Annotated in this window: 23 protein-coding genes and 2 tRNA genes; 7 read left to right on the forward strand and 18 right to left on the reverse strand. The window is 52.3% G+C overall.

What is annotated here, in order from left to right; genetic code table 11:
- Positions 1-245 precede the first annotated feature (245 nt).
- From ACSV5M_RS12425 to ACSV5M_RS12450, 6 genes are all read left to right on the forward strand, one after another.
- Positions 246-1,154, forward strand: coding sequence for a hydroxypyruvate isomerase family protein (locus ACSV5M_RS12425; protein ID WP_439176556.1), 909 nt, complete (start codon positions 246-248; stop codon positions 1,152-1,154).
- 20 nt (positions 1,155-1,174) lie between these two features.
- Complete coding sequence (locus ACSV5M_RS12430; RefSeq protein WP_439176557.1) at positions 1,175-2,863, forward strand: GMC oxidoreductase; 1,689 nt, start codon at positions 1,175-1,177, stop codon at positions 2,861-2,863.
- Positions 2,860-3,414: a gluconate 2-dehydrogenase subunit 3 family protein gene (locus ACSV5M_RS12435; protein WP_439176558.1), complete on the forward strand. Its 555-nt coding sequence runs from the start codon at positions 2,860-2,862 to the stop codon at positions 3,412-3,414. The genes ACSV5M_RS12430 and ACSV5M_RS12435 overlap by 4 nt, the downstream gene beginning before the upstream one ends.
- A 345-nt stretch (positions 3,415-3,759) precedes the next feature.
- Positions 3,760-4,407 carry a hydrolase gene (locus tag ACSV5M_RS12440; RefSeq protein WP_439176559.1) on the forward strand — a complete coding sequence of 216 codons (648 nt, stop codon included), beginning with the start codon at positions 3,760-3,762 and terminating at the stop codon, positions 4,405-4,407.
- Between the two features lie 100 nt (positions 4,408-4,507).
- Positions 4,508-5,194 (forward strand): hydrolase, encoded by a 687-nt coding sequence (locus ACSV5M_RS12445; RefSeq protein ID WP_439176560.1) that lies wholly within the window; start codon positions 4,508-4,510, stop codon positions 5,192-5,194.
- Positions 5,148-6,572 (forward strand): alginate export family protein, encoded by a 1,425-nt coding sequence (locus ACSV5M_RS12450; protein ID WP_439176561.1) that lies wholly within the window; start codon positions 5,148-5,150, stop codon positions 6,570-6,572. The genes ACSV5M_RS12445 and ACSV5M_RS12450 overlap by 47 nt, the downstream gene beginning before the upstream one ends.
- Here the strand turns inward: ACSV5M_RS12450 and ACSV5M_RS12455 are convergent.
- From ACSV5M_RS12455 to ACSV5M_RS12470, 4 genes are all read right to left on the reverse strand, one after another.
- Positions 6,562-8,166 (reverse strand): MFS transporter, encoded by a 1,605-nt coding sequence (locus ACSV5M_RS12455; RefSeq protein WP_439176562.1) that lies wholly within the window; start codon positions 8,164-8,166, stop codon positions 6,562-6,564. The two genes, ACSV5M_RS12450 and ACSV5M_RS12455, sit on opposite strands and share 11 nt — an antisense overlap.
- A 16-nt stretch (positions 8,167-8,182) precedes the next feature.
- Positions 8,183-10,024, reverse strand: a complete 1,842-nt coding sequence (locus ACSV5M_RS12460; RefSeq protein ID WP_439176563.1) for an amidohydrolase — start codon at positions 10,022-10,024, stop codon at positions 8,183-8,185.
- Between the two features lie 73 nt (positions 10,025-10,097).
- Entirely contained in the window at positions 10,098-10,715 is a 618-nt protein-coding gene (locus ACSV5M_RS12465) for an antibiotic biosynthesis monooxygenase (RefSeq protein ID WP_439176564.1), read from the reverse strand.
- Between the two features lie 138 nt (positions 10,716-10,853).
- Positions 10,854-11,531: a helix-turn-helix domain-containing protein gene (locus tag ACSV5M_RS12470; protein ID WP_439176565.1), complete on the reverse strand. Its 678-nt coding sequence runs from the start codon at positions 11,529-11,531 to the stop codon at positions 10,854-10,856.
- Between the two features lie 233 nt (positions 11,532-11,764).
- Between ACSV5M_RS12470 and ACSV5M_RS12475 the strand changes: the two genes are divergently transcribed.
- Positions 11,765-12,721, forward strand: coding sequence for a LysR substrate-binding domain-containing protein (locus ACSV5M_RS12475; RefSeq protein ID WP_439176566.1), 957 nt, complete (start codon positions 11,765-11,767; stop codon positions 12,719-12,721).
- Between the two features lie 33 nt (positions 12,722-12,754).
- Here ACSV5M_RS12475 and ACSV5M_RS12480 read toward each other — a convergent pair whose 3' ends face one another.
- The 14 genes from ACSV5M_RS12480 to lpxK all read right to left on the reverse strand — a co-directional run bounded on the left by ACSV5M_RS12480 (position 12,755) and on the right by lpxK (position 25,670).
- The gene (locus tag ACSV5M_RS12480; RefSeq protein ID WP_439176567.1) at positions 12,755-13,744 is read right to left on the reverse strand and encodes a zinc-dependent alcohol dehydrogenase family protein; all 990 of its coding nucleotides are present in this window, start codon (positions 13,742-13,744) and stop codon (positions 12,755-12,757) included.
- Between the two features lie 29 nt (positions 13,745-13,773).
- On the reverse strand, positions 13,774-14,688 hold the full coding sequence (locus tag ACSV5M_RS12485; protein ID WP_439176568.1) for a pirin family protein: 915 nt from the start codon (positions 14,686-14,688) through the stop codon (positions 13,774-13,776).
- A gap of 73 nt (positions 14,689-14,761) precedes the next feature.
- The gene (locus ACSV5M_RS12490; protein WP_439176569.1) at positions 14,762-16,525 is read right to left on the reverse strand and encodes a monovalent cation:proton antiporter-2 (CPA2) family protein; all 1,764 of its coding nucleotides are present in this window, start codon (positions 16,523-16,525) and stop codon (positions 14,762-14,764) included.
- 106 nt (positions 16,526-16,631) lie between these two features.
- Positions 16,632-17,375 (reverse strand): nuclear transport factor 2 family protein, encoded by a 744-nt coding sequence (locus tag ACSV5M_RS12495; RefSeq protein WP_439176570.1) that lies wholly within the window; start codon positions 17,373-17,375, stop codon positions 16,632-16,634.
- A gap of 538 nt (positions 17,376-17,913) precedes the next feature.
- Positions 17,914-18,000 (reverse strand) — tRNA-Leu (locus ACSV5M_RS12500).
- A 33-nt stretch (positions 18,001-18,033) separates the two neighbouring features.
- A tRNA-Cys gene (locus ACSV5M_RS12505) sits at positions 18,034-18,107 on the reverse strand.
- A 118-nt stretch (positions 18,108-18,225) separates the two neighbouring features.
- Positions 18,226-18,780, reverse strand: a complete 555-nt coding sequence (gene pgsA / locus ACSV5M_RS12510; RefSeq protein ID WP_439176571.1) for a CDP-diacylglycerol--glycerol-3-phosphate 3-phosphatidyltransferase — start codon at positions 18,778-18,780, stop codon at positions 18,226-18,228.
- 105 nt (positions 18,781-18,885) lie between these two features.
- Positions 18,886-20,736, reverse strand: a complete 1,851-nt coding sequence (gene uvrC, locus ACSV5M_RS12515; protein ID WP_439176572.1) for an excinuclease ABC subunit UvrC — start codon at positions 20,734-20,736, stop codon at positions 18,886-18,888.
- A 70-nt stretch (positions 20,737-20,806) separates the two neighbouring features.
- Complete coding sequence (locus tag ACSV5M_RS12520) at positions 20,807-21,460, reverse strand: response regulator (RefSeq protein ID WP_439176573.1); 654 nt, start codon at positions 21,458-21,460, stop codon at positions 20,807-20,809.
- A 189-nt stretch (positions 21,461-21,649) separates the two neighbouring features.
- Positions 21,650-22,300 (reverse strand): alpha-ketoglutarate-dependent dioxygenase AlkB family protein, encoded by a 651-nt coding sequence (locus ACSV5M_RS12525; protein ID WP_439176574.1) that lies wholly within the window; start codon positions 22,298-22,300, stop codon positions 21,650-21,652.
- Positions 22,301-22,364: 64 nt separating this feature from the next.
- Entirely contained in the window at positions 22,365-23,387 is a 1,023-nt protein-coding gene (gene murB, locus ACSV5M_RS12530) for a UDP-N-acetylmuramate dehydrogenase (RefSeq protein WP_439176575.1), read from the reverse strand.
- Positions 23,388-23,397: 10 nt separating this feature from the next.
- Complete coding sequence (locus ACSV5M_RS12535) at positions 23,398-23,877, reverse strand: low molecular weight protein-tyrosine-phosphatase (protein ID WP_439176576.1); 480 nt, start codon at positions 23,875-23,877, stop codon at positions 23,398-23,400.
- Positions 23,878-23,880: 3 nt separating this feature from the next.
- A complete protein-coding gene (gene kdsB, locus ACSV5M_RS12540) occupies positions 23,881-24,642 on the reverse strand; it encodes a 3-deoxy-manno-octulosonate cytidylyltransferase (protein ID WP_439176577.1) in 762 nt (253 codons plus the stop codon).
- A gap of 17 nt (positions 24,643-24,659) precedes the next feature.
- On the reverse strand, positions 24,660-25,670 hold the full coding sequence (gene lpxK, locus ACSV5M_RS12545; RefSeq protein WP_439176578.1) for a tetraacyldisaccharide 4'-kinase: 1,011 nt from the start codon (positions 25,668-25,670) through the stop codon (positions 24,660-24,662).
- Between the last annotated feature and the right edge of the window lie 18 nt (positions 25,671-25,688).

The raw sequence follows: 25,688 nt of genomic DNA on the forward strand, positions 1-25,688 counted from the left end.
TTTGCCGGCATGGGCACCCTGGCCGCCGATCACAATATTGTTGGCCGGGTGTTTTTTAGCGGTAACGGCCGCGGCATTTTCTTCACCCAGTAATCCACCTGGATGTCGAACTGTAGATGTTGTTAAGGACTTGTAAAGATGCGTAGATCTCGTGGCCAAGCAATATATAGCAGGCTAACCTCTAGTCTTGATCGCAGAGAGCGTATGTAGCAACCCAATAACAACAACATTAGGTCAATATATATATGAGTAATCCATTAGACCGCCGCGCCCTGTTGCGCGGCGCTGTTGCCAGTGCGTTGGGGCTTTCGAGCCTGGCGGCGCTGGGTACGAAAGCGCAGTCAACCACCCCATCCACACAGAACACCAGTCAAGCAGCCCTGAAAGGCAATATTCGCCACTCGGTCGCGCGCTGGACATTCAATTTCCTCACCCTTGAAGAACTCTCCCTGGTCGTCCGGCGCCTGGGCTTTTCCGCCATTGACCTGGTCGGCCCCAACGAGTGGCATATCCTCAAACAGCACGGTGTGGACTCCTCCATGTGTAACGGCGCCGAGCTGAATCTGGAGGATGGCTGGGGCGATAGCCAGTTTCATCAACCCCTCATTGAGCGCTATCGCGAACACATCGATCTGGTCGCCGATGCCGGCTACAAAAACCTGATTTGTTTTAGTGGCAACAAGCGCGGTGCAGATCCGGAAGCGGGCCTGAAACAGGCCACCAAAGGTTTGAAAAAAATACTCGCGCAAGCTGAAAAGCGCGGTGTGGTGTTACAGATGGAGCTGTTTAACAGCAAGGTCGACCATCCCGATTATTTTGCCGATAACTCCGCCTGGGGTATTGAACTGTGCAAACGCCTGGACTCGCCCAATTTCAAGCTGCTTTACGACATCTACCACATGCAGATCAGCGAAGGCGACATCATTCGCACTATCCAGAACCATCATCAATATTTTGGTCACTATCACACCGCCGGTGTGCCGGGACGCAACGAGATAGATGACACCCAGGAGCTGTACTACCCGGCCATAGCACGCGCCATTCAGGCAACAGGTTTTACCGGTTATGTCGCGCAGGAATTCATGCCCAACCGCGCTACCACGGCAGAGAAAATTGAATCCTTGCAGGCCGCTATTCGTATTTGCGATGTTTGATCCACTTGAAGAGTATTGCCATGTCTACACAACATTTTGACGCCATCGTCGTTGGCTCCGGTATCAGTGGCGGCTGGGCCGCTAAAGAACTCACTGAAAAAGGGCTGAAAGTCCTGCTGCTCGAACGCGGGCGCAATATTGAACACATCAAAGACTATGTAAACGCCACCAAAGAACCTTGGGACCATGAGCATCGCGGTCGCCCCACCCAGGAAATGAAAGAAAAGCACCCCGTGCTGCAACGCGACTTCGTGCTTAATGAAGAAACCCAGGGCATGTGGGCCAACGAGCAGGAAAACCCCTACGTCGAGAAAAAACGCTTTGACTGGTACCGCGGTTACCATGTGGGTGGCCGCTCGTTGTTATGGGGCCGCCAAAGCTACCGTTTAAGTCAGCGGGATTTTGAAGCCAACCTGCGCGAAGGCATCGCTGTTGACTGGCCCATTCGCTACGAAGACATGGCGCCTTGGTACGACTACGTGGAACGCTACGCCGGTATTGCGGGCACGCGCGAAGGCCTTGATCACTTGCCCGACGGCCAATTTCTACCGCCCATTGAACTCAATATCGTGGAAAAAGATGTCGCCGCCCGCATCAAAAAAGCCTATGGCGGCAAGCGATTAATGATCAACAGCCGCACCGCCAATATCACCGAACCCAAGCCGGAACAGGGGCGGGTCAACTGCCAATATCGCAACAAGTGCTGGCTAGGCTGCCCCTTTGGAGCCTACTTCAGCACCCAATCATCTACCCTGCCCGCTGCCATGAAAACCGGCAACCTTACTTTGCGCCCCTTTTCTATTGTCAGTCAGGTGCTTTACGACAAAGACAAAAAGCGTGCACGCGGCGTAGAGGTGATCGATGCGGAAACCAACCAAACCTACGAATTCACGGCAAATGTTATTTTCCTTAATGCCTCCAGCTTTAACTCCACCTGGATTCTGATGAATTCCGCCACTGACATCTGGCCTGATGGTTTGGGCAGCAGCAGCGGTGAACTGGGCCACAACGTCATGGATCACCACTTCCGCGTCGGCGCGGGCGGTGTAGTGGAAGGCTTTGACGACAAGTATTACTACGGTCGCCGTCCCGCCGGTTTCTACATCCCCCGCTTCCGTAATCTGGGGGATGAAAAGCGCGATTACCTGCGTGGTTTTGGCTATCAGGGTGCCGCGAGCCGCGAAGGTTGGGATCGCAACATCGCCGAATTAGGCATAGGCGCCAACCTGAAAAATGCCCTTGCTGAACCGGGCGCGTGGACCATCGGCATGACAGCCTTCGGTGAAATGCTGCCGCACCACGACAACCGCATCTACCTGGATCGAAGCGTTAAAGACAAATGGGGCCTGCCCGTACTGGCGATGGATGTAGAAATCCGCGCAAACGAACTGGCCATGCGCAAAGACATGCTGCAGGACGCGGTAGACATGCTTGAAGCCGCGGGCGTCAAGAATGTGGGAGGCAGCGACTGGGGCTACGCCCCGGGTATGGGCATTCACGAAATGGGTACCGCACGCATGGGACGCGATCCCAAAACCTCCGTACTCAATGGCTTTAACCAGGTGTGGGACGCACCCAACGTGTTTGTTACCGACGGTGCGGCCATGACCTCCGCATCCTGCGTAAACCCATCACTGACCTACATGGCACTTACCGCACGCGCAGCAGATCACGCCGTGAAAGAACTGAAAAAGGGGAACCTGAAATGAACCGCCGCGAACTCCTCGCCCTGATTACCGCCGCCACGGGCACCGCCATGATCGGCAGCACCGCACTCCTCAGCGGCTGCGCCACCACCGCGCCAGCACCGGCCAATTTTTCCAGGGAAAATATTGCGCTGCTGGACGAAATTGCGGAAACCATCTTGCCGCGCACCGACACCCCCGGCGCCAAAGATGCAAAAGTTGGCGAATTCATGAATGTGTACGTGACCGACTGTTACACGCTCGACGAGCGCGCCATCTTTCACAAAGGTTTGCTCACGCTGGAAGCGGAATGTCGCAAAACCTACGGTCGCAGCTTTATGGCGTTAACACCGGCAGAGCGCACCGCCTATATCAACCAACTTGACCAGGACGCGCGCGCGACCGTCCTCAACGGCGGTATGCACTACTTCACCATGATCAAACAACTCACCCTGTTCGGCTTCTTCACCTCCGAAGTCGGCGGCACCCAGGTTTTGCGTCACATACCAATACCCGGCCGCTACGATGGGGCACTTGCTTACAAACCGGGTGATCGTGCCTGGGCAACACGGTAGAAAAAACGAACGGAAAAACTTTTAATTAAATGAAATAGTTTTTTGGAGAACCTGTAATACATCAACTTGTGTATTGCCTTTGATAATAATCAGATTCACCTCTCTCGTCTGCAGTTATAACTATTATGTAGCTGCAGACATTTGATATCAGTAGATTCCATACTGACGCAGCACCCGCCTTATTTTAGTGAACATATTTTTGCGACCATAAAAGCCCATCATCTTTTCATAGCAGTTTCGGACTGCTAATCGCAGGATCGAGCAGTGCCCCGTGTCAGGCACCATGAGATCATTTCCTCGTACCTCAATCTCAATCCAACTATCACTACAACACCGGAGACCACCATGTCCAAATCTGGCCTTGATGCATTGTTGCGTCCAGAAGATAGCATCCTTGTTCTTATCGACCACCAACCTTACCAATTCACTAATCTGAATAGCCATGAACCGACCATGATCGTCAACAATGTTGTTGGTCTCGCCAAGGGTGCAAAAGTATTCAATGTACCGACCATTCTAACGACAGTGATCGAAGAGCGCGGCGGTTACCTTATTAAAGGGCTGCAGGACGTTTTCCCCGAGCAGAAACCAATTGACCGCACCTTTATCAATACCTGGCAAGATCCAAAGGTGACGGACATCGTGAAAAAGAGCGGGCGTAAACAACTGATCATCGCCGCCCTGTGGACCGAAATCTGTCTGGCCATGCCAGTGATTCAGGCTCTCGGTGAAGGATACGATGTTTTTATTGTCACTGACGCCTCTGGTGGTACCTCACTCGAAGCGCATGAAATGGCTGTGCGTCGCATGGTTCAGGCCGGCGCTGTCCCGATTACCTGGATGGCTGTCGTCTCCGAGTGGCAACGTGACTGGGCTCGTGAAGAGACCGGCGCAGGCCTTGCAGAACTTCTTGCCGAACATGGTGGCGCGAGTGGGGTTGCATTTGCCTGGGAGATGCAACTTCTCGCCGCGCGTGCCAAATCGGGCGTGTAGCAATGCCCGGTATTACTGCGAGCGTTGTTGTTGACAGAGAGTCTGTTCATCTTGCTAGGACAACGATGCATTCTTAAATAACTCTCAAAGGAAAATTGCTATGAGTAATTCGAAATTAGAAGTCCTTACTCCACACAACTGTCAATTGATCATCATTGACCACCAGCCACAAATGGCATTCGGTGTGCAAAGTATTGATAGACAAACGCTGAAGAACAACGTGGTTGGCTTGGCGAAAGCCGCCAAAATATTCAACATTCCTACCACGATTACAACCGTGGAGACAGAAAGTTTCTCCGGCCACACCTATCCCGAAATTTTGGCGGTGTTTCCTGAAGCTCCGCTCCTTGAACGCACCTCTATGAACTCCTGGGACGACCAAAAGGTACGCGACGCCTTAAAATCCAACGGCCGTAATAAAGTCATTGTGGCTGGGCTTTGGACTGAAGTGTGTAACACCACCTTTGCGCTGTCAGCGATGTTAGAGGGTGGTTACGAAATTTACATGGTGGCTGATGCGTCCGGTGGTACGAGCTTGGCCGCACACGATTATTCGATGCAGCGAATGATACAAGCAGGTGTTGTACCAGTAACCTGGCAACAGGTGTTACTGGAATGGCAGCGAGATTGGAAAAATCGTGACACCTATAATGCAGTAATGGATTTGGTAAAAGAGCATTCAGGTGCTTACGGGATGGGCGTTGACTACGCTTACACCATGGTTCACAAAGCGGAAGAGCGTGTTAAACACGGTCAGGTTCTACCACCGCAAGCGGCCAATGTTTAAGTGCCGGAGTTTTCAGACCCTCCCATACGCTGGCAAATATGCCAGCGCATTTTTTATTTTTTCTTCGTTTACACACGCAGCAGATGAACCCGCTTTTAATGCGCTTCGCTGGAATGAAAATTATCGCAGTCTGGCTCAGAACCCAGATCCTGATTCTTATGATAAATTCAAATACGTTCCTCTAGGCGAAATGAATGATGGCGCTTACCTTTCTTTCGGCGGCTCAGCCCGCTCCCGAATCGATTTTTTTGAAAACAAACGTTTTGGGCTACAAAATGAGCATAAAGACCAGCTTGCCCAGCAACGATTTTATTTTCATGCCGATACGGTATTGAACAGAAACTTCCGAATTTTCACAGAAATTTCTGTCAGTTTTGCGGATGCAAAAAATTCCAATGTCGGGCCTTTTGATCGCGATGAACCAGACCTGTCGCAAGGATTTGCGCAACTTAATTATGACCAGTTTGCAATAAGACTCGGCAGACAAGAGATGTCGCTGGGTTCCAGCAGGCTTGTGAGCCTAAGGAACGGCCCCAATATTCGCTTATCATTTGATGGTGTGTTATTCGAGAGTTCGGACGACAGATTTGACCTTAAAACATTCTATTTAAACCCAGTCGAACCGCGCGATGGTTCATTCAACAACAAAGGTTCAGACAGTGAAACACTTTGGGGGATTTACACCACCACGAAGTTTAATCCCACCAATGTGGATCTCTATTATCTCGGGCTTAAACGCGAGAGCCTGATGAACACTCTTCCCGCAGCCGATGAAAAGCGTCATTCATTGGGTGCACGATTATTCGGACTGAGGGACAGTGTCGATTGGAATATAGAAGTCGTTTATCAGACAGGGGACATTGCCGAGTACGATATCGAAGCCTGGACTCTTGCTTCGATTATGGGTTACCGGTTTGTTGACCTGCCTGGTTCACCAAGAATTGCGCTGGGGACCAGTATCGCCAGCGGCGATAGAGATTCAGATGACCGCTCCATTAACACATTCAATCCACTGTTCCCTAACTACGGGTACTTTGAAGAAGCAGGTGTACTTTCCCCGCAAAATTTCTACAACATAGAACCGGAAATATCATTTAACGTAACACCGCAATTTTCAATTGCTTTTGATTGGAATTTTTTCTGGCGGCTGGAAAAAACTGACGCAGTTTACGTCGCAGGTTTAAGGCCTTTGGCCAACACCGCAACAGTTGATGGTCATCGCGTCACCAATGTTCCATCATTGAGCCTTGATTACCAGGCAAATAGACATTTTCGCTTTGATATCAGTTACAGCCATTTTTTCGCCGATGAAGTGATAGAAAATGCGGGTGGAAAAGACATTAATTATTTTAAAGTTCAGATGGATATTACTTTTTGATTGACGCTCCAAACAAATGTCTTTTGGTAGGCATTAAGTAGTGATTAACTTGAATGGCGACATTCTCCGTCTGAAAACGCCGGGCCTGCGCTTCAATTCGCTTATCGCTTTCGGTCACGCGTCCGTGGTGGCGCATGTGTTCGAGCCACGACTCATCCATAAAAAATTCAAGCCAACGCCTGGGGTTTTCGCTGTCCTGCACAAGCCCCCAGGAAAATGATCCATTACGACGACGCGCATCACTCACACCTACCATAGCTTCCTGAAACGCGGCGGCATACACAGGATCAATATCGTATATCAGCGTCACCATGACTGAGCCCGGGTCTTGCTCTTGATGATTTGTCAGTAACGGTTGTGGCCAATGCAATGACGGTGCAACATCTTCAAGGTCGGTAACCGGTAAGCGAAATTTTTTCGTCACCGCAATATTGATCAGCATTAACGAACCCGCGCAGATCAGCGCGATGGTCAGACTACTGTGGCTAGCAATCAAACCCCACAGTAGTCCGCCTGCTGCCATGCATCCGAAGAACACGAGTGTGTACACCGCCACCGCGCGGGCGCGAACCCAATTGGGTACTGAGGTTTGTGTGGCTACTTGCAGGCTTGAGAGGACAGTAATCCAGGCGGCCCCGCTGAGTAACATGACAGGCAATAGCAGCGTGAAATCGCGCACCAACGCCAACGAAAAAAGCACCAAGGCATATCCAACACTCGCGGTGAACATTAACACTTCGGTCGAAAAGCGTGCGCGCAAACGCGGTAGAAACATGGCACCGCCAACTGCACCAATACCGATGCTGCCCAGTAACAATCCAAAGTCCGTAGCGCTGCCCTGTAGCTCACCACGAACAATCAAGGGTAATAGCGCCATGCCAGCACTCGCACCAATAAAAAATGCCATTGTCCGCACGAGCGTCGCTTGTAACGGTTTGGACGCGCGAGTGTAACGCCATCCCGCTCTGATCGCTCCCAGCAGCCTCTCGGCGGGAAGTACTGGTGTAGCAACTTCCCTTTTCCACGTTAGCAGCACAACCATGACACCTAAAAAAGATAACGCATTAAGCGCAAAGGTAGCCCAAGGGCCCGTTAAACTCACTATCACTCCCGCAATCGCCGGGCCAATCGCCCGCGCCACATTAATGCCCACACTGGAGAGTGCGATCGCTCCCGCTAGATCCTGCTTGTCGACCAACTCCGGCGTGAGCGCCGACCACGCGGGCATCATCATCGCCGTACCAATTCCCATCCCCAGGGAAAGGAACAATAAAAGGGAGGTTGTCATGTGGCCGCTCAAGGTGAGCAATGCAAGCACAACGGCGACGGACGCCATCCATAACTGCACCACCAAAAGATACCGTCGTTTATCCACAATATCAGCAAGCGCACCTGCGGGTAGCGCCAGAAAAAACATCGGTGCAGAACCGGCGACTTGCACCAGTGCTACGTGAAGTGGGCTGGCTGACAGAGATGTCATTAGCCAACCAGCACCGACTTCATGCATCCAAGTGCCAATGTTGGACGCGATGCTCGCAAGCCATAACCAGCGGAATGTTTTGTGTCGCAACGGACTCCAGGGAGAAGTGGGCATAGGTTGACTCTACTGATTAAAACGCAAAACAGGAACAACCGAACGCACCCCAGAAACGGGTAAGGTCGTTTGCGGGAACATTGGCAGTGCGCACGCTATCGTGCCTGTGTGCGTGAACAGCGCAAGGGCCGCTGCACTGGTGAACTTGCTTCAACAGAGGTGATCCCGCCTTCCAATGACCAGGTGTGTGAACCACTGGCGACCAGTCAGGCATTACCGGTATCGATGGCGGCGATAATTTATCGAATTCATCGCTGGCGTATACAACCTTGCCGCCTACAACAGTGAGCACTGACTCTATGTGCTTGATCTCATCTTCCTCCACTTCAAAATAATCGGCGGACAGTGCGATCAGATCGCCAAGTTGCCCCTCTTTAATTTGCCCCTTTTTATGTTGCTCTGAAGAGAACCAGGCGCTGCCGTGAGTAAATAATTGCAACGCAACCGTACGCGAAAGCCCCTCGGGATAAAGCGCCATTCCTCCTACCGTGCGCCCACTGACTAACCAGTACAGTGATGTCCAGGGATTGTAGCTGGACACCCGCGTAGCGTCGGTGCCGGCACCAACCGGTACACCTTCGGCCAACATTCGTTTGATCGGTGGTGTTTGCTCAGCCGCTTGCGCGCCATATTGATCAATAAAGTATTCTCCCTGAAACGCCATCCGATCCTGGATGGCAATACCCCCACCCAGTGCGCGCACCCGTTCAATATTTTTGGGTGAGATGGTTTCTGCGTGATCAAAGAACCAGGGCAGACCGGCAAACGGTATATCGCGATTTACTTTTTCAAAAACGTCCAGCATGCGCGTGATGGACTCGTCATACGTTGCGTGCAGACGAAATGGCCAGCGGTGTTCTACCAAGTGGCGCACAACATGTTCGAGCTCCTGTTCCATCGCATCAGGAAGATCCGGGCGAGGCTCAAGAAAGTCTTCAAAGTCAGCAGCAGAAAAAACCAGCATCTCGCCAGCACCGTTGTGACGAAAGAAATCACTTCCGTCACCCGGCTTGACCAATCCAGTCCAGTTTTTGAAATCAGCCAGTTCCTCCTTGGGCTTTTGTGTGAACAGGTTATACGCGATGCGCACAGTCAACTGATTTTTTTCATCCAGCTCACGCACAACCTGGTAATCATCAGGATAATTTTGAAAACCGCCTCCCGCATCAATGGCGCTCGTCACGCCCAATCGATTGAGCTCGCGCATAAATTGGCGGGTTGAGTTCACTTGATATTCCAGTGGAAGCTTGGGCCCTTTCGCTAGCGTCGAATAGAGAATCATTGCGTTAGGCTTGGCGATTAGCATGCCGGTCGGGTCGCCGTTGGCATCGCGTTGAATTTCGCCACCGGGAGGGTTAGGTGTGTCACGGGTGTAGCCAACCACACGTAAGGCCGCCCTGTTAAGCAATGCCCGGTCATAAAGGTGAAGAATAAAAACCGGGGTATCTGGTGCCGCCTTATTAATTTCGGCCAGGGTGGGCATGCGCCGCTCTGCAAACTGGAATTCGTTCCAACCACCAACCACCCTAACCCACTGCGGAGCCGGGGTCCGGTCAGCTTGAAATTTCAACATGCGCAACGCATCGGCAAGTGAAGGTACGCCTTCCCAGCGCAATTCCAGATTGTAATTAAGTCCACCGCGAATCAGGTGAAGATGTGAATCAATCAAGCCAGGGACAACCACGCGACGCCGCAAATCGATAATCTGCGTGTCCGCATCTCGCCAATTCATTGTTTCTTCATCATTTCCAACAAACACAAATTTTCCATCTTTAATCGCAACCGCTGTAGCATGGGGATTTTCACTATCAACCGTATGTATGCGACCGTTGTGCAAGATTACATCTGCTGTATTCATAACTTCTCCGAGGCCGGGCTAAGTGCGGCATTGAAAGAAAACATAATGAAGTTTGAGTTACTAAAAGTTTTCGTTAAACAGATTTCAACCAACCTGCAAACAAGCGAGTGGCAGCTGGCATAAACAAATAAACAACTAGCAACACGACACTCAAGGTAATGACGACACTGCTTTGCAGGTGACCGCCAAGCCACGGGAAGTGTGCGAATACGGGCTGCCATAAAATAGGGATACCAATGCTTAACGGTAAAATAATGATGAATGTTATTACCGCTTGCTTCCAACGACGTGGAGCCTCATTACCTTCTTCTGGAATAAACCAGAATTCCGGCACGTTGTTAATCTCAAGAACCTCATCACTCGCTAACAAGTCTTCGGCATCGGCAATCAGCCGCTTGCGCTCGTCAGAGCTTATCCATGCTTGCAAGTGTTCGATGCTTGCGAAGCGCAATACGCTAGTAAAAAGTGGCAGGCCGTCGCTGTGGCTACGAAACACATCTACACCCAAATGTCCTTCACGCCCACTCGCAACAGCAATAATGTGTTTCAACCATGCTTCATATTTCTCAACCTCACCAGCTTTTACGCGGTGGCGTACAACAAACGTGACTATCTCACGTGGTTTTAAAGACTGTGCCGGATCGAAATTCTGATTTGACGTTGCGCAATTGTTAAATCTGAAAGTGTTCATGGTGCTTATTCCTGCCTGGTTCAACAAAAGCTCACTGACGTATCCAGCGTCTTCGTTAAGCGAAAGATCAATGCAACAAGGGCGGGCTTAGGCAAATAAATTCTGTTTTTAGGTAGAGAGAAGTTTAAATAGTGATGATCAATTTTTGCGGTCATTACGCCATACAGCCGGTGTTACGCCGATATGTTTGCGAAACGTTCGTCCAAAATGGACGGCATCCGCAAAACCGGTAGCCTCAGCCACTTGATCGAGTGAGGCGGTAGTATTGATCAGGAGCTCCTGAGCCACACGGATTCGAGAGTCGAGTTGCCAGCGATAGGGTGCGAGTCCGGTTGATGCCTTGAATGCACGGCTAAAATGCGCTTGTGATAACCCCACCATTGCAGCCAAGCAAGCCAGCTCAATTCGCTGGGGGAGGCAAGCCTCCATATAATCAATAACCCGTCGTAGCTGCCACGGGGCTAAACCCCCGGAATTTCGATCAGCACCGGATGGTTTGGCAAAAAGATGGGTCGTAATCGCTTTAGCCAGTTCATCACCACAGACTTGCATTGGAGCGCTGATCACGACCACGTCGGCAGTCTTCAATTCAGAGGCCAGTTCCTCAGGAAGTGCCTGCGTTGTTGAGTCAGTTTGCGGTGCGAAGGTGGCCCTGCCGCCTGCGTCAATGGCGGACGGCGCGTGATTGAGCTGGCAATACGTAAGCCTTGCCTTGGGATTTACTTCCAACAAGCACCGCACGGCGTCCCTTACCAGAATCTGTAAAATCGATGCGTCGCCGGAAAGGCTGCTGTTTATGACGAGAATATTGTTCATGACTGTCCTTTCCTTGTTAAGGAATCAGCCAGAATGACTGAGTCTTTGGGGAGAAGAAGCGCACAAGGCCGTCACAACAATCACGGATACGTCTTCTCTTGCCGCTATGAATGATGTTGTTTTTTCAGGAGAGATACGCCAACGGCGACGTCGCAACAAATAATGACACCGCTGTTCATGATGCGGTAGCCTTCCTTTATGCCACACAGTGTCGCGAAATGAGGAACACCAAAATGAACATTGAAGAACTGCAGACATTCGTAGAAGTAGCTAATGCGGGGGGCATTTCGCCTGCTGCGCAGCGGCTCGGCGTGTCCAAGTCGATCGTCAGCCGGCGGCTGTTACGGCTTGAGGAGGAACTTGGTGTCCAGCTACTTGCGCGGTCGACCCGCGGAGCTGCTCTTACAGAAGCCGGCATTACGTTCCGCGATTATGCAGCCAGAGTCTGTGCCGAGATTGACAATGCCCGGGAAACGATACTACCCACCGGCGACCTTCGCGGCCGCTTGCGAGTGGCTATGCCACTGTCCTTTGGCCCCACTCATTTTGCTCCCATGCTCGCGGAAATGGCTCGACGCCACCCCGAGTTGCATATCCAAACTTGTTACACAGATCGCTTCGTTGATCTGATCGCAGAAGGGTACGATTGTGCGATACGGGTGGGCTATCTTCAGGACTCAAACCTCGTCGCAAGGCGCATTGGCCCGATCTACGGGAAGCTTGTTGCAAGTCCGGGCTATATCAAGACTCATGGCGCGCCCGAGACACCGGAAGAGCTCGTCGTCCACGAAGCCGTCATGCAAGGCAACGAAACCTGGCAGCTCATGGATGGCGAGAAGATCATCACGGTGCGTCCGCAGGGGCGTTTCAAGGCCGACAACGGCTCAGCATTGGTCGCCGCCGCCGTAGCGGGACTCGGGATCGGTTACCTCCCGGATTGCCTCACCCATGAATATATGGCCTCCGGTGCTCTCGTGCCGATTATGGCACGCTATCCACCGCCACCGGCTGGTGCCTATGTCGTCCGCCCGCCAGGTCAGTATCCCACCCGGAAGATACGGGTCCTCACCGACCTTCTTATCGAGTGCTTCGCCAAGTCTCCAACCCTATCTGCCGCGCCCCCTGGCAGGTATATAAGTTCTCATCTTGAGGGTCCCCGAACAGATACGGGCAGCAGAGCGATTTCATAAACCATGAGGTGCTCCCTTGGTATGATATCCAGGTTAAACCTTCGCGCTAATGAGATGAGCCCGTGGCTCGACCGCAATCGCGATTTTGCCCCGGAGCCCGTTGTTTGGGCTCTCCAGCAGGGCGTGGGCGAGAGCAATGTCAGCCAGCGAGTAGACCGCGCCAACATGGGGCCGCAACTGACCGCGCTCGATCAAAGCGCTCAGTTCATCAAGCTTGCCGCGGTTTTGTCGGGTGAAAACGAAGTGGTAACTCGCATTTTTGCCCCAGGCCTGAACAAGGTTTTGTGGTTGCGCAATGTCTACAATAGAGACCACGCGACCAAGTTGTGCGAGTGCGTCGGGGCTGCGCGACAAGGTGTTGCCGCCGATGGTGTCGAACACCACATCGACGCCCTTGCCAGCGGTTTCCCGCAGGATGGCGTCGACGTAATCCTCTTTGTGGTAGTCGATTACCACATCCGCCCCCAGACTGCGTGCGAACTCAAGGTTAGTTTCGCGCACGGTCGTGAACACCCTGGCGCCTATGGCTTTTGCCACCTGGATTGCCACATGTCCGACGCCTCCCGCACCACCGTGTATCAGGATGCTCTCCCCTACTCTGAGCGCCGCGCGTACGACCAGTGCTTCCCACACCGTACCGCCAACCAGGGTCAGGCTGGCTGCCTCCAGATGGCTCAGTGAGGGAGGCTTCTTCCCGATAATACTTTCGGCAGCGACGTGGTACTCGGCATAACTTCCTGGCCCGTCGAATATTTGTGGGGTGTACCAGACTTCATCGCCTGGTACGAAGGTCGTCACACCCGGCCCGACTTCCTCGGCGACACCGGATACATCGTGTCCGGTAATGGTTGGCAGTGGCACCAGATCCGGGTAATCGCCACGTCGGACCTGATAATCCAGTGGATTGACAGAGGTTGCGTGGACGCGGACCAAGACTTGCCCCGCTTGCGGTACTGGCTTGGGCACGTCGCAGATTTCGAACGATTCCGGGCCGCCAAATGATTTGAGTATTGCTGCTTTCATTGAATATTCCCGTGTCGTTTAAAAAAAAATTATTCTGGAAGCGGGATGAACTCAAGTTCATCACCGGGAACTCTTTCGAAGAGCCCGGCTTTCCATTTCTGTTTTGCAAGTTCTATTTTTTCTTTCTGACTGGATACAAAATTCCAGTCTATATAGCGAGGACTGATTTTTTCTCCACCAATAACGGCAATACGCGTTTCCTGCAGTGCTGAAATGAAAACTTTTTGCTTCGCATTTAGCACTAACATCGTGTATTCAGGCACAACCGCATCGCCAACCTTCAATTCCCCACTAACGATATAAATGGCTCGTTCTTCTGCGTCTGGAATTTCAAGGTGTTGGCCTTGCTTTAACGTGGCTTCATAGTAAAGCGTGTCGGCGAACATTTTTACCGGGGAGGCCGCACCGTATGCGGCGCCTATCAATAAGCGCACAACAACACCATCGACATTGACTAACGGAATATCTTTTTCGGCGTAATGATAAAAAGCGGGGTCAATGTCTTCCTCGTTTTCTGGTAGCGCCAGCCACATTTGTAGTCCGTGCAGCTTGTTAGCAGACTTATTTGCTTCCGGGTTTTTTCGTTCTGAATGAACAATTCCCCGCCCTGCAACCATCAAATTAATTTCGCCCGGTCGGACGCTCAGAGCATTTCCCAATGAGTCCCGGTGCAGAACTTCTCCTTCGAATAAATACGTGACGGTTGCAAGCCCGATATGCGGGTGTGGACGAACATCAACGCCTTGTCCTTCTGGAAAGGTAACCGGTCCCATGTGATCCAGAAATACCCATGGCCCCACTTTTTTATGGTGAACGGTAGGCAGCACGCGACGTACAGAGAAGCCACCGAGATCCTTCGTTTTTGGTTTAAGGATTCGGAGGATCACACCGTTACTTTCCTGTACTTCACAAGCTTGCTCGACTTGCTGTGTTAAATTGCTCATCTTTTTTCTACCTGTATTCGTAACGTAATTTTTTAAACCATTACCTGAGTATTAGCGAACCAGGAGCCGCCATCTACTTCGGTGTCGCCACCGGATTTAAGGGCTCAGGAATGGGGTGAAAATGCAGCCGGTCGGTACCGGACATAATGTTTCCCTGTACTTGTTGGGACAACCGATCCGCATCCCGTTGGCGGATATCCTCCATGGCTTCTTCAACATCAATATCGGCAAAGCCAACCGCTTTTAAGCCTTCAGCACCCATCAAATAAGCGGACTCAACGGTTTCACGAATCTGATAGTCCACGCCCGCACGAATCAAATCCATCGCGTGTCCACGGTCATAACTTCGTGCAAGAATTTTTGCCTGGGGAAATTCGTGTTGCACCAGTTCTACAATTTGCATAACGGCTTTGCGGTCGTCGATGCAAATCATAATTGCGCGGGCTGCGCCTGCCCCGGAGTGACGGAGTGTGTCGAGGCGCGTACCATCGCCAAAAAAAACTTTGAAACCAAAACGTCCCGCGTCGCGGATTCGGTCGGGGTCGATGTCAATCACGGAAATGTCAACGCGCCTGGACAAGAGTAACTGGGATGCGATTTGACCAAAGCGGCCAAAACCAATCACGAGTACTTGGCCCTTCAGGTTGTGGGCGATATCAACACCTTCCATCGAGGCGTCGGTTCGCAACAAACGGTCAGCTGCGATCATCAACAGAGGTGTCAGCGCCATCGAAAAAATAACCACCGTCGTGAAGAGCGCATTTTCTCGCGCATCAATCACACCGCCCGATGTCGCAGCAGCATAGAGTACAAAGGCGAACTCCCCACCCTGTAAGAACATGGATGTCCGGTGCAATGCCTGGTGATTTGAGCCACCGAAAAGGCGAGCGATTGAATAAACCGCCACGCCCTTCGCAAGCGTGAATACCGCAAGCATGAACAGCAAAAGTTGCCATTCTGCTGCGACGATAGAAAGATCGAGTGACATACCAACGGCCAGGAAAAAAAGGCCCATCAGCAAACCGCGAAACGGCTCAATGTCACTTTCAATCTGGTGACGGTAACTGGAATTCGACAACATAACGCCGGCAAAGAATGTACCCATCGCCATCGAAAGGCCCGCCACATCCATCAGTAATGCAGCACCAAGAACCACCAGTAGTGCACCCGCCGTCATCACTTCGCGTGCTCGCGCTCGCGCCAGGAGTGCAAAGAATGGATTAAGTCCCCAATGTGATACGCCCAGGAGCACCAGCAGCGCAGCAATCGCGACCAGAATGTCGGTCCATCCCAGGTCTCCCTGGGACAATGGTGACAAGAATGCCACCACCGCCAGAAGCGGAATGATCATCAGGTCTTCAAATAAAAGAATGGCGATTGACTTCTGGCCTTCAGCGGTTGAAACCTCGCCTCGATCCTGTAGCACCGACATAATTACAGCCGTCGAGGAAAGTACGAAGCCCGCCCCGGCAATAAACGCAACCGGACCGGCAAGGTCAAATACCCATATGCCTGCCAGCATCAAGGCAGTGGTCGCCGCAGTAACTTGTGCAAGGCCTAGCCCGAAAATCTGGTTGCGCATCGCCCACAACTTGGGCGGGCGCAATTCCAACCCGATGACGAACAGGAACATCACCACCCCAAGCTCTGAAAAATGCAGGATGGATTGGGCATCAACAACAAAACTGAACACCGATGGTCCGACCAATACACCGGCCGTGAAGTAACCCAAAACCGACCCCAGACCAAGCCGCCGGAACAACGGCACGGCAACAACAGCTGCCCCTAACAGGACAATAGCAGGTCCAATCGTCTGCGCTAAACTCGCTTCAGCCATTAGTTATCCTTCCAATATCATAGATGTCAAATAGATATTTCTATGGCTGGGAGAGACTCATGCGCGAACCAAAACCATCCGTTGTTCTGCCTAAGACGCCTGCCACTTACGCCATGCTCTGTTGAGCGTGATGTACGCCCTCCTCGGGATCGAACATCGAAATACCACCAAGAGTCGCCGTCACTGGCACTTCGTTTTGTAGCACATCCCAATGCTCCGCCAGCTTACCATCTTCAATCCGGAAGAGATCGATCACGACTTGTGGTACGTCTGCCCAACCGCGAATGCGACCGTGTATCGCAACCAAGTCACCCTCGGCAATGATTAGGCCTGGCTCGTAGTAAACATCCTGCGAAAGATCATTAACGATCATCTGCAATGAATCGCGCCCTTGGGGAATATTGGGATTGTGCTGAATGTAGTTGGGCGTATAGAGGCGTTCTACTGCCGAGGCATCATGACGTTGGAATAGCGCGGTCATCGCCTCAAGCACTAAGGCTTTATTGCGCTGGGGACGATCATCAAAGACACGGTCAGCGGGCCGGGTAACGGCGATTGTGCCGGTCATTTGCAGAAACTCACCGGTAGGCAATGTAACGTGGGAATGGACCAGACCGCGATCATAGTCTTGAACATTAGTGACTGTCGCACCATCGGTTTCCTGCCAGCTCACGGCGAAAAGGCTGTTGCCAAGTGGAACAACATGCGTATCAACGACCTCGGTTCGAGCAAAAGGCCCGTCCTTAATTACAAACTTCAATTGGGTAACTGAAAGCAGCGTAAGGCTGACTTGGAAATTCGGGTAGGAAATATCTATTTCAATTCCAACGGGAAACCTGTCTATCAACATTTTATGACCATTTTTCTATTGTGAAGGTTAACTTGGCAGCACTGGTTGTAGTCGTAGCCACCTACTGATGGATAATCAAAACAAAAATTGTTTTGAAGGTGTAACAACACACCTCCGCAGACGAGCGCAAATAACCTCTGTATTTAGGCAACGAGAAGTTTACATTTCTGACGGGCTTCAGACAGCGAGTTAACGAGGTGCGACCAGTGGGTAAGCCATAGCATCACCACAGAATCAATTTTTTTGCAGCTTGGGTGACCGCTCAACACCGCTTCATTTAATTGTCTGGAGAAATGATGTCATGACGTTTAAAGGAGAGCACTGTTCGATCCTGCGATTAGCAGTTCGAATCTGCTGTGAAATGATCATTGATGTTTATTTTTATAACGCCATAACTCTGGCTTCACGCAAATATGTTGGTCACACGTTCGCCGTTCGTGTCCCAAAAAGACAGCACCATCGTTGAATGTGGAAAGCATAAAAAAACCCGCTTTTCTGCGGGTTCTTGGGTGTTCTGGGCTATTGATAAATTTGAAGATGGTGCCCGAGGCCGGACTTGAACCGGCACGACCTTGCGATCGACAGATTTTAAATCTGTTGTGTCTACCGATTTCACCACTCGGGCAGAGTGCTTTTACCTCGGCGGGTAAAAGAAAAGTGGAGGCGCGATCCGGAGTCGAACCGGACTAGCTGGATTTGCAATCCAGAGCATAACCGCTTTGCTATCGCGCCGTTTGAGGGCCGGAATTCTAGCGGAATCGTTTTAAAAATCCTAGTGTTTTCTGAGGCTTAACCTGAGATTGTTGCACGTGATCGGGATTTAATCGCCCGGCTCACTGCCTGCGTCACATTACTTATTATCCACGTCCGGCAGCAGAAAGGGCCAGGCTGCGCGCAGATACAACACCATCGACCACAAGGTCAGCACGGCGGCGCCTGCGAGCGCAATATAGCCAATCAGCATCAGGAACGGGAGGTCCATCAGCAGGACGATAATGGCGGTCATCTGCAAGGTGGTCTTGATCTTGCCGATGTAGGACACCGCTACACTGGCGCGCTGCCCCAGCTCCGCCATCCATTCGCGCAGGGCCGAAATAACAATCTCGCGCCCCACAATCACCGCGGCGGCTGCCGCGAACCAGGCGGAGTCGTGATGCAGCCCTACCAATAACAACAGGGCAATTGCCACCATGAGTTTGTCAGCAACCGGGTCGAGGAAGGCGCCAAAGGGTGTACTTTGGTTGTATTTACGGGCCACATAACCGTCCAGCCAGTCGGTAATCGCCGCAACACTGAAGATCATGGCCGAAGCAAAATGTGCCCATTTGAAGGGAAGGTAAAAAACCACAACAAACAGGGGAATCAGAATGATACGCAGGAGCGTGAGTTGGTTAGCCAAAGTCATGTAATGAACGCTTCTCTCAAAATAGGCAATGCCGAGTTGCCCTACTGCAGCTGGCCGGTGCCATGGCGGCGCCGATCAATACAAGGTGGCGATCATACTACATGGCTAGTCATTATGGAAAAAGGAGTAAATCTCTTCGGCGAGCCGCTGGCTGATGCCCTGGACTTTGGCGAGGTCATTAACGCTGGCTTTGCGGATTTCGGGCAGCCCGCCAAAGTGACGCAGTAGCTCCCGGCGACGCCCTGCCCCAATGCCCGGTACGTCTTCCAGCGTGGAGGTTTTGCGTTTTTTGTCGCGGCGCTGTTTGTGGCCGGTGATAGCGAATCGGTGCGCTTCGTCGCGGATATGCTGGATCAGGTGCAACGCCGGTGAATCGCCCGGCAAGACGATCTCTGCGCCGGTCTGTGCGTTGAACAGGGTTTCAAAGCCCGCCTTGCGGGTTGTGCCCTTGGCCACACCGATCATCAGGACATCATTCACACCAAGCTCGGCGAGCACCGCTACCGCCTTGGCAAGCTGACCCTTGCCGCCGTCAATGAGCAGGATATCCGGCAGTTTGCCTTCGCCTTTTTGTAAACGGGTGTAGCGTCGCTGTAGCGCCTGTTCCATCGCCGCGTAATCATCACCCGGTGTAATGCCGTCGATGTTAAACCGGCGATAGTCCGACTTGAGCGGCCCGTTGGTGTCGAACACAACGCAGGATGCGACGGTCAACTCGCCGCTGCTGTGGCTGATGTCGAAGCACTCCAGGCGCTGAGGCATCTCGTCCAGCTCCAACGCATCCTGCAAGGCCAGGAAGCGATCTTGTGAATTCTTTTTGCTGTTGAGGTGGCTGGTCAGGTTTTGTTGTGCAGCGGTGGCTGCCATTTGCAACCATTGCGCGCGGTGGCTGCGCACACTGCTCGTTAAAAACACCTGTCGACCGGTAGCTTGCTGCAAGGCGGCACACAGCAGGTCCGCTTCTTCAATAGCGTGACTGGTGATGATTTCACGCGGAATCTCCCGCCCTTCACTGGCGAGATAAAACTGCGGCAAAAATTGCGTGAGGACTTCCGCTGGCGATTCGGTCAAGCCGGCCTGCGGATAAAAGCTGCGGCTGCCCAGAATCCGCCCCTGGCGAATAAACAGCACATGGACGCAAATCACCAGCCCTTGCATCGCCGCCGCAATAACATCGACATCGCCCTTGCCTTCTTCCATCACCTGTTGGGTCTGGATGTTGCGCAATGCCATGATCTGATCACGATAATCGGCGGCTTTTTCAAACTCCAGACCTTGCGATGCGGCATCCATCTGATTGGCCAATTCGCGCATCAATGTATCGCTGTTGCCGGTCAGGAACATGCGCGTGTGACGCAAATCATTCGCGTACTCATCCGGGTTAATAAAATTGACGCAAGGTGCGGTGCAGCGCTTGATTTGATATTGCAAACACGGGCGTGAGCGATTCCTGAAAACACTGTCTTCACACTGGCGTATACGAAATGTTTTTTGCAGAAAATTCAGGCTGTCACGCACGGCACCCACGTTGGGATAGGGCCCAAAATATTCACCGCGTTTTTTCTTGGCGCCACGATGAAAACTGATGCGCGGAAAGTCTTCACCGCTGGAGATAAAAATATAGGGATAGGATTTATCGTCACGCAGCAGGATGTTATACGGCGGCCGGTTGGCCTTGATCAGGTTTTGTTCCAGGATCAGCGCTTCGGTTTCACTGGCGGTCACCGTGACTTCGATCTGGCGAATCTTCGCCACCAGCGCCTGGGTTTTAACGCTTAAACCGGATTTGCGGAAATAGCTGGCGAGACGCGCTTTAAGATTTTTGGCTTTACCCACATAGAGGATAACCCCGTCTTCACCAAACATCTGGTAGATACCGGGTTGTTGGGTGACATTAGCGAGGAAACGAGTGGAGTCAAAGGGTTCAGCGGGTGCTGCGTTGCTGTCAGTAACCATGCAGTTTTTGAGTACAAAAATATAACGCAGGCAATTGCCTCATTGCCCGCCAGTCAATAAAAGCGGCCGATTACACCACGGCTTCCGGATCGAGAAAGTTATGCTTGACCGCCAGGAGCGTCAATTCGACATCGCTGTTGATATTCAGTTTCTCAAAGATCCGGTAACGATAGCTGTTAACGGTTTTGGGACTGACACAAAAGGTCGTCGCAATATCATTCACTTTCTGACCATTGGCAATGAGCATCGCCGTTTGCAATTCGCGTTGGGACAGTTTTTCGAAGGGCGATTCCTGGCTGCTGTTACCGCTGAAGTTTTTGAGCGCGAGCTGCTGAGCAATGCTGTTGCTCATGTACAAATCACCGCGGATGACTTTGTTAATCGCATCGGTAATCTCGGTAAATTCAGCGCCTTTGGTTACGTACCCCACGGCGCCCGCCTGCATCAGGCGGGTCGGGTATAAATTGTCATCGCACGCCGTGACAGCAATAATCTTCATACCGGGATTAATCGCCAACAATTTCTTGGTTGCCTCCAGACCGCCCATACCGGGCATCTTCACATCCATCAGCACAACGTCCGGTACCAAGGTGCGCGCCTTGGCTACTGCCTCTTCCCCACTTTTGGCCTCACCGACTACTTGATATCCATTCACGTCTGCCAGCATGCGCACAATTCCCATACGCACTAAATCGTGATCATCGACAACAAGTATCTTTGTCAAACCAAACCCCCAATCCGGCCAAACCGGAGTCACACCTTTGTTATTAAACGTAAAGACAGCTTGCGGGAGATTGTAGAGTCTGCCATCGCAAAGTGCTACCACCTGTCAATAAAGTAGCACTAACCTGCGTACCTTGCCGGGATTGCCCTGGGAAACTTTGAACAATCCACATGAAAACTCATCAGCAAACTATTGAAAAATATATCTAAACGTCAAATTCACCCGCTCATCAACTATCCGGGTCGTTTTTGCCACCTGGTGAAGCCAATGGTGCTGCGTAGGCCCCGCCATGACCAGTAGGGAACCGTGGGTCAAGTCCACCGCCAGGGTTGGCACCTCTTTGCGGGATTTGTGCTTGAGCGTAAAACGTCGCGTTGCCCCCAGACTGACCGACGCGATGACCGGCTTGTGCCCCAGCTCCGGCTCATCATCACTGTGCCAGGCCACACTGTCGCGACCATCGCGATAACGGTTGGCGAGCACACTGTTAAAGGCAATCCCCAGGGTGGCTGCCAGTCTCTGGCGGATATCAGCCAACGTCTCGGTCCAGGGCAAAGGATCAAACCGCACCCCGGAGTACCGATAAGCACAGCCCGGATCGCCATACCACGCATTCAGGCGCGGGATCGCATGCTCCTGGCCGTGGATGCGAATGCGCGACTGCTGCCATTCCAACGTGGTGATTAAATCCCGCAAGCAGGTATCGGCCATGGCGGTTGGCAGCCAATGACGATACAGACGCACATCACCATCCAGCGACAGCAGGGTTTCGCAGACGGGTGAATCAAACAGTGTTGTTTGTCGGGCCGATGTCATCGGGGCATTAAGCGCTTTTGGCATAACCTGCGCAATGAATTTTTATGTTGGGTAAACCCACTGTCGTTGAACATCCCATTTCTGCCGGTTACGGATAAAAACGCGGCTCCGGCTCCAGGGCCACACCGTATTTTTCCCACACAGACTGTTGGATTTTTTCCGCCAGGGCTACCACCGCGCTGCCTTTCGCGCGCCCCGGATTCGTAAGCACCAACGCCTGCTGTCCATGCACAGCAACCGGCCCGCAAACCTGCCCGCGCCAACCAGCATGATCAATCAACCAGGCTGCCGCCAGTTTTACCTGCTGCTCATCCACGGGATAAGCCACCAGCTGCGGGTACTGTAGACGCAAGCTTTCATAATGCGCGACAGGTATGACAGGATTTTTAAAAAAACTCCCGGCATTCGGCACCTGTGCAGGATCGGGTAATTTACTGCGCCGAATCGCGCAAATAATGTCGCTGACGGTTTTCGGCGTGACGCTGTCACTCAGTTGTGGCGTCAGTGCATCACGCAACGCGGGATAGGATAAAACCAGGTGTGCCTGCTTGCGCAACTTGAAGGTGACTGCGGTAATAACGTATTGGTCGCGCAATCGGCCTTTGAAAATACTGTCGCGATAACCGAATTCGCACGCCTCTTTCGTAAATGTCACCGGCAGCCCCGAGCGAATATCAATGGCTGTAAGTTCTTCAAAGACATCTTTCAATTCGACACCGTAGGCGCCGATATTCTGGATCGGTGCGGCGCCGACACTGCCGGGAATCAGCGATAGATTCTCGAGTCCCCAGTAATGAAAGTCCAGGCAATATTCCACCAGCTCATGCCAGTTCTCACCGGCCGCCACACGCAGCCAGATAAATTCATTGTTTTCTGCGATCAGCGTTTTGCCGTGCAAACGGATATGAATCACCAGGCCGGAGAAGTCATCACACAGCACAATATTGCTGCCACCTCCCAGGATTAACAGCGGCAGCTTTTCATGACCGGCGTAGCGCAATGCCTCAACCAATTCTGTTTCATCGGCCACACTCACGTATACCTGCGCCTTCACCGGCACGCCAAGGGTGTTGTAATGTTGCAGATCAAAATTCGGCAGAAAAAGCGGCACAATAATCCCGTCAGGCGCGATGGCGCTGTTGCAATTGGCGTAACAAACCGGCGGAGGCGTCCTCGATTAAATCGAGCACCAGGTCAAAGCCGGCAGCGCCTCCGTAATAAGGGTCCGGCACTTCACGGTGGCGCGAGTGTTCAGCGAAATCCAAAAACAAGCCAAGGTGTCCCTGATAATGATCAGGCTTCATAGATTGCAAATCACTGAGGTTGGCGTGGTCCATCGCCAGAATAAAATCAAATTCCTCAAAGTCTGCGGCGGCAACTTGTCGTGCACGTAAGCTGGATAAATCATACCCGCGCGCTTTTGCTGCGCTGACTGCGCGTGCGTCCGGCGATTTACCGATATGCCAACCACCCGTCCCGGCAGAGTCGATAAAGATGCGGTCCTGCATTCGCGCGTCGGTTACCACTTTGCGAAAAATACCTTCCGCCGTGGGCGAGCGACAAATATTACCGAGGCAGACAAACAGTATCCTGGTATCCACAACCTAAGACTCCAGCAATTGCCTGACGCGCTGCAAATCCGCTTCCGTGTCCACGCCACCGGGCACTGCCGCGCAGGCTTCGTCAATATGAATGGTTTCGCCGTGCCACAGCACGCGCAATTGTTCCAGCGATTCGATGTGTTCCAGTGGCGCCTGGGGCCAGCCCACAAAACGATTAAGCAATGCAACGCGGTAAGCATAGATACCAATGTGACGCTGACACGGAAAATTCAGCGGCAAATCCTGCACCTGTGCAGCGGCAAAATGATCGCGCGGCCAAGGGATAGGCGCGCGGCTGAAATATAACGCCCTGCCCGTTTTATCGGCCACCACCTTTACAATATTGGGATTGCGAAAATCCTCCAGTGAATGAATCGGTTCACTCAAGGTGGCGACACTGGCAGCGTGTGTATTCGCCAGATTGTTAGCGACCTGATTGATCACCGCCGGCGGTATCAGCGGTTCATCACCCTGAACATTCACCACGATATCATCGCCCTGCAATGCGAGTTGTTGGGCGACTTCCTGTAAACGATCCGTGCCGGAATTGTGAGTCGCGGACGTCATGCATACTTGCCCGCCAAACGCTTTGACCACGGCTTCTATCCGTGTGTCATCGGTAGCAACAATCACCTGGCGGGCGGCGCTCTCGCAGGCGCGCTCGTAGACATGCTGGATCATCGGCTTACCGGCGATATCCCGCAAGGGTTTGGCGGGCAGCCGAGTCGACGCATAACGCGCGGGAATCACAACGTAAAAACTCATGGGGAAATCCTGAAATACTAGGGTTTTAATCCGGCTATCTTAACGTCAAAGTCATGCCAGAAACAGTCGGGCAATTCCGCGCCCACGGCGAGATAAAACCAATCGGGTTGTGCAAAATCCCGGCACTTCACCGCGTCTTTAGCGGTCATGACGACGGGTAGCGACTCTGCAAAGGAAAAGTCACCTTGTTGATATGCGTGGTGATCGGGAAAATCGTGTTCGACAGGCTGCAATCCCAATTCAGCCAGCGTCTGGTAAAAGCGCCGTGGATTACCAATCCCGGCTACAGCATTTACCGATTTTTTATTGCCACGGGAAAAATAATCGACCGGGTGCGCCTGCCCGTCAATCAACGAGTGCCAGGCGTGGGGAACAATGCGCATGGCATAAGTTTGGGTGACAGGTAACGACAAAGGTTGCTGCGCACTGTTGACCACAACAAAATCTGCAGACTGCAAACGCGACATGGGTTCGCGCAAAGGGCCCACCGGCAAACAAAAACCATTGCCAAGGCCCCGCTGACCATCAACCACAATGATTTCCAGCGCACGCCCCAGACGATAATGTTGCAGGCCATCATCACTCAGCAGGATATTGCAGCCAAGCCGCTCAAGTTCGCGCGCACCCCGCACACGATCCGCATCGACACACACGGCACAACCGGTCTGCTGAAAAATACTCAGGGGTTCATCGCCGCTTTCTTTAACATCCGTGGCCGAAGTGACCACCAGAGGATAATGGTCAGCGTGCCCGCCATACCCGCGACTGATAACACCGGGATTAAACCCCTGGTGTTGCAAGTGTTTCACCAGGGCAATCAATAGCGGGGTTTTGCCCGTGCCACCCACTGAAATATTGCCCACGACAATCACCGGCACTGACAAGATGTGTTGTGCAAAACGACGTAAATAAAAGCGGCGTGCGCTGGCGATCAGGCGGAACAACCACATCAGGGGCAAGAGCACAAAAGTCCATCTGCGCTTGCCGTACCAGGCATCAAGCCAAAGGTTGTGTGATTGCTGGGACACGTGAGTACCTGTGCGGCA

It is taken from the genome of Cellvibrio sp. ARAG 10.3, assembly GCF_051846955.1.
GTDB lineage: Bacteria > Pseudomonadota > Gammaproteobacteria > Pseudomonadales > Cellvibrionaceae > Cellvibrio.

What these genes read in the sequence shown, in the direction of transcription:
- ACSV5M_RS12425 (WP_439176556.1), top strand. Translation starts at nt 246, where the DNA reads ATGAGTAATCCATTAGACCGCCGCGCCCTGTTGCGCGGCGCTGTTGCC.
- ACSV5M_RS12430 (WP_439176557.1), top strand. Translation starts at nt 1,175, where the DNA reads ATGTCTACACAACATTTTGACGCCATCGTCGTTGGCTCCGGTATCAGT.
- ACSV5M_RS12435 (WP_439176558.1), top strand. Translation starts at nt 2,860, where the DNA reads ATGAACCGCCGCGAACTCCTCGCCCTGATTACCGCCGCCACGGGCACC.
- ACSV5M_RS12440 (WP_439176559.1), top strand. Translation starts at nt 3,760, where the DNA reads ATGTCCAAATCTGGCCTTGATGCATTGTTGCGTCCAGAAGATAGCATC.
- ACSV5M_RS12445 (WP_439176560.1), top strand. Translation starts at nt 4,508, where the DNA reads ATGAGTAATTCGAAATTAGAAGTCCTTACTCCACACAACTGTCAATTG.
- ACSV5M_RS12455 (WP_439176562.1), bottom strand. Translation starts at nt 8,166, where the DNA reads ATGCCCACTTCTCCCTGGAGTCCGTTGCGACACAAAACATTCCGCTGG.
- ACSV5M_RS12460 (WP_439176563.1), bottom strand. Translation starts at nt 10,024, where the DNA reads ATGAATACAGCAGATGTAATCTTGCACAACGGTCGCATACATACGGTT.
- ACSV5M_RS12465 (WP_439176564.1), bottom strand. Translation starts at nt 10,715, where the DNA reads ATGAACACTTTCAGATTTAACAATTGCGCAACGTCAAATCAGAATTTC.
- ACSV5M_RS12470 (WP_439176565.1), bottom strand. Translation starts at nt 11,531, where the DNA reads ATGAACAATATTCTCGTCATAAACAGCAGCCTTTCCGGCGACGCATCG.
- ACSV5M_RS12475 (WP_439176566.1), top strand. Translation starts at nt 11,765, where the DNA reads ATGAACATTGAAGAACTGCAGACATTCGTAGAAGTAGCTAATGCGGGG.
- ACSV5M_RS12480 (WP_439176567.1), bottom strand. Translation starts at nt 13,744, where the DNA reads ATGAAAGCAGCAATACTCAAATCATTTGGCGGCCCGGAATCGTTCGAA.
- ACSV5M_RS12485 (WP_439176568.1), bottom strand. Translation starts at nt 14,688, where the DNA reads ATGAGCAATTTAACACAGCAAGTCGAGCAAGCTTGTGAAGTACAGGAA.
- ACSV5M_RS12490 (WP_439176569.1), bottom strand. Translation starts at nt 16,525, where the DNA reads ATGGCTGAAGCGAGTTTAGCGCAGACGATTGGACCTGCTATTGTCCTG.
- ACSV5M_RS12495 (WP_439176570.1), bottom strand. Translation starts at nt 17,375, where the DNA reads ATGTTGATAGACAGGTTTCCCGTTGGAATTGAAATAGATATTTCCTAC.
- pgsA (WP_439176571.1), bottom strand. Translation starts at nt 18,780, where the DNA reads ATGACTTTGGCTAACCAACTCACGCTCCTGCGTATCATTCTGATTCCC.
- uvrC (WP_439176572.1), bottom strand. Translation starts at nt 20,736, where the DNA reads ATGGTTACTGACAGCAACGCAGCACCCGCTGAACCCTTTGACTCCACT.
- ACSV5M_RS12525 (WP_439176574.1), bottom strand. Translation starts at nt 22,300, where the DNA reads ATGCCAAAAGCGCTTAATGCCCCGATGACATCGGCCCGACAAACAACA.
- kdsB (WP_439176577.1), bottom strand. Translation starts at nt 24,642, where the DNA reads ATGAGTTTTTACGTTGTGATTCCCGCGCGTTATGCGTCGACTCGGCTG.